At 67.8% G+C, this 10,513-nt stretch carries 12 protein-coding genes and 1 pseudogene; 6 read left to right on the forward strand and 7 right to left on the reverse strand.

The window, feature by feature from the left end; genetic code table 11:
- The first annotated feature begins 146 nt into the window (after positions 1 to 146).
- Entirely contained in the window at positions 147 to 1,124 is a 978-nt protein-coding gene (gene moaA, locus L0D17_RS12210; RefSeq protein WP_243095565.1) for a GTP 3',8-cyclase MoaA, read from the forward strand.
- Here moaA and L0D17_RS12215 read toward each other — a convergent pair.
- Entirely contained in the window at positions 1,102 to 1,932 is an 831-nt protein-coding gene (locus tag L0D17_RS12215; RefSeq protein WP_243095566.1) for a DMT family transporter, read from the reverse strand. The two genes, moaA and L0D17_RS12215, sit on opposite strands and share 23 nt — an antisense overlap.
- A 17-nt stretch (positions 1,933 to 1,949) precedes the next feature.
- On the opposite strand from L0D17_RS12215, the gene L0D17_RS12220 reads away from it, so the two are divergent.
- Genes L0D17_RS12220 through dusA form a run of 5 tightly spaced genes read left to right on the forward strand, consistent with a single transcriptional unit; the run spans position 1,950 to position 5,743 of the window.
- Positions 1,950 to 2,942, forward strand: coding sequence for a polyprenyl synthetase family protein (locus L0D17_RS12220; RefSeq protein WP_243095567.1), 993 nt, complete (start codon positions 1,950 to 1,952; stop codon positions 2,940 to 2,942).
- A 7-nt stretch (positions 2,943 to 2,949) separates the two neighbouring features.
- Positions 2,950 to 3,141, forward strand: coding sequence for a hypothetical protein (locus L0D17_RS12225; protein ID WP_071676913.1), 192 nt, complete (start codon positions 2,950 to 2,952; stop codon positions 3,139 to 3,141).
- On the forward strand, positions 3,129 to 3,710 hold the full coding sequence (locus L0D17_RS12230; protein WP_071676914.1) for a hypothetical protein: 582 nt from the start codon (positions 3,129 to 3,131) through the stop codon (positions 3,708 to 3,710). The genes L0D17_RS12225 and L0D17_RS12230 overlap by 13 nt, the downstream gene beginning before the upstream one ends.
- A gap of 1 nt (position 3,711) precedes the next feature.
- On the forward strand, positions 3,712 to 4,734 hold the full coding sequence (gene ispH / locus L0D17_RS12235; protein WP_039460281.1) for a 4-hydroxy-3-methylbut-2-enyl diphosphate reductase: 1,023 nt from the start codon (positions 3,712 to 3,714) through the stop codon (positions 4,732 to 4,734).
- Entirely contained in the window at positions 4,727 to 5,743 is a 1,017-nt protein-coding gene (gene dusA / locus L0D17_RS12240) for a tRNA dihydrouridine(20/20a) synthase DusA (RefSeq protein ID WP_243095568.1), read from the forward strand. Before ispH ends, dusA begins: the two co-directional genes overlap by 8 nt.
- On the opposite strand, the gene L0D17_RS12245 is transcribed toward dusA, so the two are convergent.
- The 6 genes and pseudogenes from L0D17_RS12245 to L0D17_RS12270 form a co-directional block, all read right to left on the reverse strand.
- On the reverse strand, positions 5,651 to 6,274 hold the full coding sequence (locus L0D17_RS12245; protein WP_423247955.1) for a tetratricopeptide repeat protein: 624 nt from the start codon (positions 6,272 to 6,274) through the stop codon (positions 5,651 to 5,653). The two genes, dusA and L0D17_RS12245, sit on opposite strands and share 93 nt — an antisense overlap.
- 10 nt (positions 6,275 to 6,284) lie before the next feature.
- Positions 6,285 to 7,598 (reverse strand): glycogen synthase, encoded by a 1,314-nt coding sequence (locus L0D17_RS12250; protein ID WP_243095570.1) that lies wholly within the window; start codon positions 7,596 to 7,598, stop codon positions 6,285 to 6,287.
- The gene (locus L0D17_RS12255) at positions 7,595 to 7,966 is read right to left on the reverse strand and encodes a gamma-glutamylcyclotransferase family protein (RefSeq protein WP_243095571.1); all 372 of its coding nucleotides are present in this window, start codon (positions 7,964 to 7,966) and stop codon (positions 7,595 to 7,597) included. The genes L0D17_RS12250 and L0D17_RS12255 overlap by 4 nt, the downstream gene beginning before the upstream one ends.
- Positions 7,966 to 8,640, reverse strand: a complete 675-nt coding sequence (locus tag L0D17_RS12260; RefSeq protein WP_243095572.1) for a response regulator transcription factor — start codon at positions 8,638 to 8,640, stop codon at positions 7,966 to 7,968. Before L0D17_RS12260 ends, L0D17_RS12255 begins: the two co-directional genes overlap by 1 nt.
- A gap of 17 nt (positions 8,641 to 8,657) precedes the next feature.
- Positions 8,658 to 9,344 carry a SagB/ThcOx family dehydrogenase gene (locus L0D17_RS12265; protein ID WP_243095573.1) on the reverse strand — a complete coding sequence of 229 codons (687 nt, stop codon included), beginning with the start codon at positions 9,342 to 9,344 and terminating at the stop codon, positions 8,658 to 8,660.
- Positions 9,345 to 9,346: 2 nt separating this feature from the next.
- A pseudogene (locus tag L0D17_RS12270) lies at positions 9,347 to 10,459 on the reverse strand (glucose-1-phosphate adenylyltransferase); the annotation flags it as partial.
- Between the last annotated feature and the right edge of the window lie 54 nt (positions 10,460 to 10,513).

Consider the following 10,513-nt stretch of genomic DNA (forward strand, 5'->3'; position numbering starts at 1 on the left):
GAGCACGACCTTGCCAAGGTCGGGGTCGCGGGTTCAAGTCCCGTCTCCCGCTCCAGGTAGCCCCCAGGCCTAGGCCTGGGGGTTTGTTTTTTTATCCCTTGCCCTCCGGCCTAGGGCGTAGTATGGTGGCCCGAAGAGGGAAAGGCATGAAGCTACTGGACAACTACGGGCGCCTTATCAAAGACCTTCGCATCTCCGTCACCCCCCGGTGCAACCTGCACTGCCTTTACTGCCATCCCCTAGGCCTCGAGATGGCCGAACCCCCAGGGACCCTCACGGTGGAGGAAGTGGACCACTTCCTCGAGGCCGCCTCCCTCCTTGGCCTTTCCGCCGTGCGCTTCACGGGCGGGGAACCCTTGGTGCGCAAGGAGCTTCCCCAGATGATCGAACGGGCCCGGAGCAAGGAGGGCATCGAGGACGTGGCCATCACCACCAACGGCCTCCTCTTCGCCAAAAGGGCCAAGGAGCTGGTGCAAGCAGGCCTGAACCGGGTGAACATCTCCTTGGACGCCATCACCCCTGAGGTCTTCACCCGCATCACCCGTGGAGGAAAGGTGGAGCGGGTTTTACAAGCCATAGAGACCGCCTTGGAACTGGGGCTTCACCCCGTCAAGCTCAACGCCGTAGTCATCCGGGGGATGAACGAGGAAGAGGTGGTGCCCCTAGCCAGCCTCTCCCTGGACCGTCCCTTGCACATGCGCTACATCGAGTACATGCACCTGGACAACTCCGACCCCGAGGAGTACCGCCGCCGCTTTGTGTCAGGAAAGGAGATCCGGGCGCGGATCGAGGCGGTCTTTGGTCCCTTGGAACCCGTTCCCCATGACCCCACCTCCCCGGCCCGGGTTTTTCGGATCCCCGGGGCCCAGGGCACCCTGGGGTTCATCAACCCCGTCACCGAGCCCTTCTGCTCCAACTGCTCCCGGCTTCGCCTCACCTCCGACAAAAAGCTCCGGCCCTGCCTCCTCACCGATCTGGAGATGGATATTTCCTGGGCCTTTGCCGCAGAGGAGCCGGTGGAGGCCCTGGTGGATGCCATCCTGATCGCCACCAACCGCAAGCCCGCCTTCGGCAACACCCTCCCCACCCTGCGCAAGCGGGTCATGCTGGGGATCGGCGGATAGCCAAGAAGGTGGCGAGGATGACCGAAAAAGCCCCCACGAAGCCCGTGGGGCCCAAGCGCTCCCCCAGGAGCAAAAAGGCGAAAAGGGTGGCCCAGACGGGCTCTAGGGTGTAAAGGATGGCCGCCTGGGGTGCCGGAACCCGGCGTTGCCCCCAGGTTTGCAACCAGGTGGTGAGGGCGGTGGCCACCACCCCGAGGTAAAGCACCGCCCCCCAGGGTACCCCTTCCAGGCGCACCCCTTCCCCCAAGGCCCACGGGAAGGCCAAAAGGGCGGTGCCCAGGACCTGGACAGCGGTGAGGGGCAAGGAGGGGTAAGCCTTGGCGTGGACCTCGAGGCGCACGATGTAAAGGGCGTAGGTAAGGGCGGTAAGAAGGGTCCAGAGATCCCCCACGTTCAAGGGAGGCTGCCGGGGATCATAGGAGAGAAACCCCACGCCCAAAAAGGCCAAAAGGGCCGCCAGCCAAACCCCCCCAAGCCTCCGGCCCACCAGGCCCAGGATCAAGGGGACCAGGACCACGTTCAAGGCGGTGATGAAGGCGCTTCGGCTCGCCGAGGTGTACATGAGGCCCACGGCCTGGGAGGCATAACCCAGAAGGAGCCAGAAGGCGAGTTCCATCCCCGGGCCCCACACCCCCTTGGGCAGGCGAAAGGCCCAGGGGAGGAAGAAAAGGCTGGCCAGGAGGAAGCGCAGGAAGACCAACAGGCTTGGGGCCATCTCCCCCACCGCCCCCTTCACCACCACAAAGGTGGTGCCCCAGATGAGGGTGACGAGGTTTAGGGCGAGGAGGCCTGCGGCTAACCCGCGCATGGCCTAAAGTGTATAGCATGACGCCCACGCCCCCCGAGGTGCGAAAGGCCCTACAGGAAGGCCTCCTCGCCCACCTGCGCCACGAGGACCCCGCCTACGAGGCCCTCCTCCAGGACTACCCCCAGCGGGGCGGGAAGATGCTTCGGGGCCTCCTCGTCTATTACAGCGGCCTCGCCCACGGGGCAGGGCAGGAAGCGGCCCTCCTATTGGCCACCGCTTTGGAGCTTTTCCAAAACTGGGTCCTGATCCACGACGACATTGAGGACGCCTCCGAAGAGCGCCGGGGCCGCCCTGCCCTGCACCGCCTCTACCCCATGCCCCTGGCCCTGAACGCCGGGGACGCCCTCCACGCCGAGATGTGGGGGCTATTGCTAGAGGGCTTGGAGAAGGGGCTTTGGGACGAGAGGGTCCTCCGGGAGTTCCACCAGGTGGTGCGCCGCACCGCCTACGGGCAGCACCTGGACCTCTCCTGGACCCTGGCGGGCCGGCTGGACCTCACCCCTGAGGACTACCTGCGCATGGTAACCCACAAGGCCGCCTACTACACCGCCGTGGCCCCTTTGCGCCTGGGGGCCTTGCTGGCCGGGCAGAACCCACCCCCCGCTTACGAGGAGGGGGGTCTGAAGCTGGGCGTGGCCTTCCAGATCGTGGACGACGTCCTCAACCTGGAGGGGGATGAAGCTTACGGCAAGGAGCTGGCCGGGGACCTCTACGAGGGCAAGCGTACCCTCATCCTCCTCCGCTTCCTCCAAGGGGCAAGCCCCGAAGAAAGGGGAAGGGCCGAGACCCTGCTGCGCCTCCCCCGGGAGGAGAAGCCCGCGGGGGAGGTGCGCTGGCTTTGGGAAAGGCTCCTCGCCTCGGGGGCCGTGGCCTGGGCCAAGGCGGAGGCCCGGCGGCTTTGGCAGGAGGGGTACGACCGCCTCCGGCCCCACCTCGAGGCCCTACCCAACCCGGAGGCGCGGGGGAGGCTTGAGGACATCCTAAGCGCCCTGGTGGAGCGCAGGGCATAATGGGGCCATGCAGGGGGTGCGCTTTAAGGTAATAACGGGGAACGACCAGGATATTTTCCAGGAGAGGCTCAACCGCTTTGTGGAGGAGTTGCCGGAAAACGTGGTCCTGGTGGACGTGAAGTTCTCCGTGGCCGAGGGACCCTCTCCCCTCTTCGCCGCCCTGGTGCAGTACAAGGAAGTGGAGGCGTGGAAGGAGTAGAGGAGTTCCGCTTCTTCCTAGCCCTCCACGGCGAGGCGAGCCGGGAGAGGGTGCGGGCCCTTTTTCCCGTCCTGGTGCCCCTCCTTCGGGCCCTGGGGGAGGAGCTTGCGGTCCAGGGGGAAACCTTCCGCCTGGCGCGCCCCTTGCGCCTCTCCTGGTTCGCCCCCCTCTTTCGGGAGCGCTACCCCTCCCTTCCCGAGGGGGAGAGGGCCTTGGCCCTGGAAAGACTGGTGGAAGCGGCCTTCGCCTCGGCGGAGGCGGGTGAGCCCTTGGTGGACGGGGAAGGCCTCCTCCGGGTAGCCCGGGCTTTCCAAGAGGGGAGCCAGGCCCTCCTCAAAGGGGAGGCCAGGGCCGCCCTCCACCGCTATGGGGAAGGCCTGGGCCTCCTGGAAAAGGCGGGCCTTCCCTTCCCCGGAAGCGCCCTGGCCCTTCTAGCCCTGGCCCAGGAGGCCTTCCGCCCCGGGGGCAAGGGCAGGGAAACCGCCAAGAAGGCCCTCGCCCGGGCGCAAACCCCCTTTGCCAAGGAGATGGCGGCCCAGCTCCTAAAGGCGGAAGGCCCCAGCGCCTAGAATGGGGGGCATGGACGGGGGGCTTGAGCGCCTCTACCTGGCCCGACCTCGAGGCTTCTGCGCCGGGGTGGTGATGGCCATAGAGGCGGTGGAGCGCTGGGCGGAGGCGCTGAAGGACCAAGGGGAACTGGTGGTCTACCACGAGATCGTCCACAACCGGGTGGTGGTGGAGCGCCTGAAGGCCAAGGGGGTCCACTTCGTGGAGGACCTGGCGGAGCTGGAGGAACTTAGGCGGCAAAGGCGGCTTGCGGGCACCCTGGTCTTCTCCGCCCACGGCCACCCCCCCGCGGTGCGCAAGGAAGCCGCCCAGATGGGCTTTCACATCCTGGACGCCACCTGCCCCCTGGTGACCAAGGTGCACACCGAGGCCCGGCGCTACGCCAAGGAAGGGTACTGGATCCTCCTGGTGGGGGACTCCGCCGACCACCAGGAAATCAAGGGCACCTACGGCGAGGCCCCCGACCGGACCATCTTGGTGGCGGTGCACACCCACGTGGGCAAGGACCCCCGCCTGGCCGACCCCCGCACGGTGGCGGTGCCCGACCCCGAAAGGGTGGTGGTCCTCACCCAGACCACCCTGAGCGTGGACGACACCCTGGCCACCATAGAAATCTTGAAGCGCCGCTTTCCCAAGCTGGTGGTGCCCGCCCGCAAGGATCTCTGCTACGCCACCCAGAACCGCCAGGAGGCGGTGAAGCGCATCGCCCCCCACGTGGAGGCCTTTTTGGTCCTCACGAGCCCCCACTCCTCTAACGGCATGCGCCTTTTGGAGTTGGCCCAGAGCCTGGTGGGGCGGGCCTACCGGCTGGAGCGCCCGGAGGAGCTCCGCCCCGAGTGGCTTCGTGGGGTGAAACGCCTCGGCCTCACCTCCGCCGCCAGCACCCCCGAGGACCTGGTGCAGGGGGTGGTGGCCCGCTTAAGGGCGGAAAACCCGGGGCTTGTGGTGGTGGAGGAGGGGGAGTGGGAGCACATCGGATTCCGCGAGCCTAGGCCCCTTTCCCCGGAGGAGGTCTTGGGTGCTTGACCTGAGGCTCTCCGTGGCCCCCATGGTGGACCGCACGGACCGCCACTTCCGCTACCTGGTGCGGCAGGTGAGCCTGGGGGTGAGGCTCTACACCGAGATGACCCTGGACCAAGGGGTCTTGCGGGGCAACCGGGCGCGCCTCCTCGCCTTCCGCCCCGAGGAACACCCCATCGCCCTGCAGCTTGCGGGCCGGAACCCCGAGGACCTGGCGGAGGCGGCGCGGATCGGGGAGGCCTTCGGCTACGGCGAGATCAACCTCAACCTGGGCTGCCCCTCGGAGAAGGCCCAGGAAGGAGGGTACGGGGCCTGCCTCCTCCGCGACCCCTTAAGGGTGGTGGAGATCGTCCGGGCCATGGCCCAGGCGGTGCGGGTGCCGGTCACGGTGAAGCTCCGGCTGGGCCTCGAGGGCCAGGAAACCTACCCCGAGCTCGCCCGCCTGGTGGAACGCCTGGCGGAGGCGGGGGCGAAGGCCTTCATCGTCCACGCCCGAAGCGCCCTCCTCACCCTTTCCACCCAGGCCAACCGGGAGATCCCCCCCTTGCGCCACGAGTGGGTCCACCGCCTAAAAGGGGACTTCCCCCACCTCCCCTTCGTGCTCAACGGGGGCCTCCGCACCTTGGAGGAGGCCCTGGCCCACCTGGGCAAGGTGGACGGGGCCATGCTGGGCCGGGCGGTCTACGAGAACCCCTTTGTCCTGGAGGAGGCGGACCGGAAGGTGTACGGCCTGGGGAGGAGGCCGAGCCGCCTCCAGGTGGCGCGGCGGATGCGGGCCTATCTGGAGGAAGAGGTGGCGAGGGGCACCCCTCCTTGGGCCGTGCTGCGGCACATGCTGGGCCTCTTCCGGGGCAGGCCCGGAGGGAGGCTTTGGCGGCGGATCCTCTCCGAGGGGAAAAGCCTCGCCGCCCTGGACCGGGCCCTACGGCTTATAGAGGAGATAGGCCAAGAGGGCGAGGAGGAAGACCCACACCCAAAGGGGCACCCGCTTCCGGCGCACCCGCTGGCCGGTTAGGGGGTCTAGAGGGGAGGGCGGGGCCATCTTGAGCCGGGTGGCCCGCTTCATGTGGGCCACCATCCGGTCCAGGTCCCCCTTGCGCTTGTAGAGGGCGGCCAGGTTCTCGTGGAGGAGGGGGTCTTCTGGGGCGAGCTTTAAGGCCTTTTGGTAAAGGTCTAAGGCCGCCTCCAAGTCGCCCCGTTCCAGGTAAAGCGTCCCCAGGTTGGTGAGGGCCCGGTGGTGCTCGGGGTCCAGGGCGAGGGCCCCTTGGAAGTGGGCTTCCGCCTCCGCCCGCCGGCCCTGCCGCACCGCCTCCACCCCCAAGACCACCTCCCGCTCCGCGGCGAAGAGGGGGTCTTCCAGGGCCTGGGGGTTTTCGGCGAGGAGGGCGAGGCCCCTAAGAAGCCGCTCTCGCAAGCCCTCGGGGAAGCCTTCGGCGTAGGTTTTGGCGGCGGCGTAGTCCTTGGCGCGCAGGAGGGGGAGGAAGCGCAAAAGCGCCTCCGCCTCGCCATCCCCCGCCAAAGCCCGCCGTTTGAGCTCATCCACCATCCCGTCCATCCTAGCCTAGGGCGCGGCGGTAGGCCTCGAGGTAGGCCCGGGCGGGCTTTTCCCAGGAAAAGTCCCTTTCCATGCCCTTCAGGCCCAAGGCCTCGGCCCCAAGCCAGAAGAGGCGCAAAACCCCGTAGAGGAGGCCCTCGGGGTGGAAGGTCTGGAAGAGGACCCCCGTCCGGCCGTCCTCAATGGTGTCCTTCAGGCCCCCCACCGCCCGGGCCACGGGGGGGGTGCCGTAGCGCTGGGCGATCATCTGCACCAGGCCGCAGGGCTCAAAGCGGCTCGGGACCAAAACCGCCTCCGCCCCGGCGTAGGCCAGGCGGGCCAGGCCCTCGTGGTAAGCGGGGACGAAGCGGAGCCGCGTGGGGCTTTCCCCCTCCGCCGCCTGCAGGGCTTGGGCCAACTTCCCCTCCCCCACCCCTTGCACGTAAAGGCTGAAGCCAAGCTCCTTAAGGCGGGGCCAAGCGGCGAGGAGAAGGTCCAGGCCCTTTTGCGGGTCCAGGCGGCCGATGTAGGCCAGGATGGGCGGCTCGAGCCCCGTTTCCCGGCGGAAGGCCTCCTTGGCCAGAGCCTTGCCCGCGGGGTCTTCCCGGGAGTAGGGGGCGGGGAGGTGGGGGTCGCGGGCCGGGTCAAAGACCTCCGTGTCCAGGCCGTTGAGGATGCCCACAAGCCTCCCCGCATGCCGGCGCAACACCCCGTCCAGGCCCATGCCGAACTCGGGGGTCTGGATCTCCTCGGCGTAGGAGGGGCTCACCGTGGTCACCAAACGGGCGAAGACGATCCCCCCCTTCATCAGGTTCACCCTCCCGTAGTACTCCAGGGCCTCCAGGTGAAAGAGGCTCCAGGGAAGCCCGGTCCAGTGGAAGAAGGCGGCGGGGTCCACCAGGCCCTGGTGGGCCAAGTTGTGGATGGTGTAGACCGTGGGGGCGTAGAGGGCGAGGAGGGCGGCGGTCCAGTCGTGGGCGTGGACCAGGTCAAAGCCCCGGGCCACCTCCTTGGCCGCCAGGGCGAAGCGCAGGTAGCGCTCGGGGTCGTCCGGGTAGCCGTAGATTCCCTCCCGGTCAAACCCCTCCACCCCCAAAAGGAGGAAGCGCACCCCCCCTTCCACCCGCTCCCCCAAGGCCGCCCGCGCCTCCTGGCCGGCGAAGGCGAAGCGCACCTCCCCCACCCCCTTGGCCTCCAAGCCCCGGTGCCAGGGGAGGAGGACCGCCGCCTCCACTCCCAGGGGCCTCAGGGCCTTGGGCAGGGCCCCCACCACGTCGGCGAGGCCCCCCACCTTGGCCAAGGGGTAGGCCTCGGGGGCCACGAGGAGGACCTTCATGGGGGCCACACCCCCTCGGGAAGGGGAAGGGCGCCCTTCAGGTCCTGGAGGTAAAGGTAGGCCCAGGCCTCGAGGGGGCCCTCCGCCGTGTGGACCAGGACCCGCACCCTCCGGTACTCCTCCCCCTCCTCCTCCAGGGCGTCCAGAAGGGGAAGGGCCTCCGCCGGGAGGAGGAGGACCTCGCCATAAACCCTTCCTTCCCCCGGCACCATGGCGGGGTAGGCGTAGGGCCTTCCCGCCCCTTTCGGCAGGTGATACAGGCTAAACCCCTCCACGTACCCCGGGACCACCCCCAAAAGCTTCCCCGCCACCCGGGGGTGGTTCCGCTCCCCCCGCTTCAAGGTGCCGTAGACGAAGACCCGCTCCACTACTCCCCCAGGAAGCGGTACCCCACCCCCACCACGGTCTCTATGAAGCGGGGGGCGTGGGGGTCATCCTTGAGCTTCTTGCGGAGAAGCCGCACGTAGGCGTCCACCACCCGCTCCGAGCCGGCGAAGTCCGGCCCCCAGACCCTTTCCAAAAGCTCCTCCCGGGTGTAGACCCGGCCCGGGGCCTGGGCTAGGGCGAGAAGCAGGCCCATCTCCGTGGCGGAAAGCTTTAGGGGCTCCCCTTCCAAATACGCTTGGCGCGCCTCCAGGTCCAGCTCCAAGGGGCCAAAGCGCCGTCTCCCCTCCTTGCCCGCACGGCGCAGGAGGGCCTTGATGCGGGCGAGGAGTTCTTTTAGCGAGAACGGCTTGCCCAGGTAATCGTCCGCCCCTTCCAAAAGCCCTTCCACCCGGCTGTCCTCGTCCGCCCTGCCCGTGAGCAGGAGAACGGGAAGGAGGGGGTCCAGGTCCCTTAGGGCCTTGAGGACCTCGAGGCCTTCCATGTCCGGCAGGCCCCGGTCCAGGACCACCAGGTCGGGCTTCTCCCCCTCAAAGGCCTCCCTTAGGGCCTCCCGGCCCGCGCGGGCCCAGACCACCGAAAGCCCCTCCTTCTCCAGGAACCGCTTCACCAGCTCCCCCACCTGGGGGTCGTCCTCCACCAAGAGAATCCGCGCCATAATCCCTTTCCGAATACCTAGCGTCCCAGAACCACCACCACCCCGGGGTACTCCCCTTCGGGCAAACCCAGAAGCCGGGCCACCGCCTCGTCGTAGAAGGTTTCCGCCGGATAGGCGGCAAGCCCCAGGCCCACGGCGGAAAGCAGGACCAAGCCCGCGGCGTAGCCGGCCTCTAAAAGAGCATACCGGTATCCCCGAAGGCCGAACAAGGCTTCGCTCCTTTCCGGGACCAGGGTGAGGACGAGCAAGGCCGCCGCCTTCTTTGGGGAAAGCCCCAGAAGGGCCTCGGCCCACGCCCCGGGCTCCGCCTTGTGGGAGAGCTGGAAAAGCTGGTGCTCCTTGGGGAAGTAGTGGTAGACCCCGGGGAAGACCCCCTCCACCTGGAGGGCCACCAGGTAGGCCTCCACGGGGTAGGCCTCGCCGGCGGAGGGGAAGCCCCTAAGCCCCTCCCGCTCCGCCAGGGGGAGGAGGAGCTGGGAGAGGTCGTTGAGGGTGAGGGCGGCCCCCACCTCGGGCAAAGCGGGCTTGAGGTGGGCCAGGGCGCGGAAGAGGGGCGGCCCCCCGTCGCGCCGCCCGGGGGGAAGGGCCTGGGTTTCCAGGGGGTTGGCGTAGACCTTGGCCTTGGGCTTGCGCTTGAGGGGTAGCTCGTCCCCCGGCTGGAGGCGGGAGAGGCGGTAGAAGAGCTTTCCGGGGTGCTTCTCCATGGCTAGAAGCGGTACCCCTTGGGGACCACCACCACCCCTTCCGGGGTCACGGTGAAGCCCCGGGCCCGGTCGGCCTCGAGGTCGTAGCCGATCTCGGTGTGGGGCGGGATCTTCACGTTCTTGTCAATGATGGCGTTGCGGATGCGGCAGTAGCGCCCCACCTCCACGTCGTCAAAGAGGACGGAGCGCTCCACCAGGCTATAGGAGTTCACCCGCACCCGGCGGAAGAGGACGGATTCCCGCACCGTCCCGCCGCTCACAATCACCCCGCCGGCGAGGAGGCTGTTGAGGGCCCGCCCCACCCGCTCCCCGGTTTCGTGGACGAACTTGGCCGGGGGGCTAAAGAGGTTGGCGGTGCGGAGGGGCCACTCGGGGTTGAAGAGGTCAAACTCGGGGATGACCTTCACCAGGTCCATGCTGGCCTCAAAGTAGGCGTCCAGGGTCCCCACGTCCCGCCAGTAGAGGTTGGGGCCCTCCTGGCCGGGGATGGGGTTGCGGTGGAAGTCGTAGGCGTAGACCCGGTACCCCTCCTTGAGGGCCCGGGGGATCACGTCCTTGCCGAAATCGTGGGAGCTCGCCTCGTCCTTGGCGTCCGCCTCCAAAAGCTCAAAAAGGGCCTCGGTGCGGAAGATGTAGTTGCCCATGGAGGCCAGGGCCAGGTGGGGCTTATTTGGGAGGGGCTTGGGGATCTTGGGCTTTTCCTGGAACTCGGTGATGCGCCACTCCTCGTCCACCTGCAGGACACCGAAGCGGCCCGCCTCTTCCACGGGCACGGGGTAGGCGGCGATGGTGATGTCCGCCCGCTTTTCATAGTGGTACTCCACCATGTGGCGGACGTTCATCTTGAAGATGTGGTCCCCGCCGAAGATGGCCACCGCCTCGGGGGCGTGGTTTTGCACCAGGTGGAGGTTCTGGTAGATGGCGTCCGCCGTGCCCCGGTACCACACGGGCCCGAGCTCCTCATAGCGGTACATCTGGGCGGGCACCAGGAGGATGAAGTGGTCCTCCAAAAAGGCGCCGAAGCGCCAGTAGCGCTGGATGTGCTCGGTGAGGGACTGGGCCTTGTACTGGGTGAGGACGTAGATGGCGTAGATGCCGGAGTTGACGAAGTTGTCTCAGTACACGTCAAAACGTGGGACCACCCCTTTAGGATGGACCTGCGCCCACGT

The sequence above is a fragment of the Thermus thalpophilus genome (assembly GCF_022760915.1).
GTDB classification, from domain to species: domain Bacteria; phylum Deinococcota; class Deinococci; order Deinococcales; family Thermaceae; genus Thermus; species Thermus thalpophilus.